1 protein-coding gene is annotated in these 214 nt (G+C 45.3%); it reads left to right on the top strand.

From position 1 onward, the window contains the following. Window positions 1-214, top strand: a 214-nt coding sequence (locus ABR854_RS26065; protein WP_350268762.1) for a SprB repeat-containing protein, incomplete at both ends; no start/stop codon positions are given.

Below are 214 nucleotides of genomic sequence, written 5' to 3'. Positions count from 1 at the left end.
TAGCAGCATTAAGTGTAGCAGCTCCAGTAGTGGTCAATGCTTCGTGTTTTGGTACAGCCACAGGCAGTGTAACTTTAACAGCTTCGGGTGGCACCAGTCCTTATCAATATCAACAAGGGACAGGGAGTTTTGTATCGACGAATGCTTTTACAGGCTTAGCGGCAGGCACCTATAGTTTTACAGTTAAAGATGCGAATGGTTGTAGTGTAACCAC

This window comes from Emticicia sp. W12TSBA100-4 (genome assembly GCF_040253585.1).
Lineage (GTDB): Bacteria > Bacteroidota > Bacteroidia > Cytophagales > Spirosomataceae > Emticicia.
The sequence above is the reverse complement of the archived record's forward strand: the minus strand, read 5'-3'. Positions and strand labels throughout refer to the sequence as shown.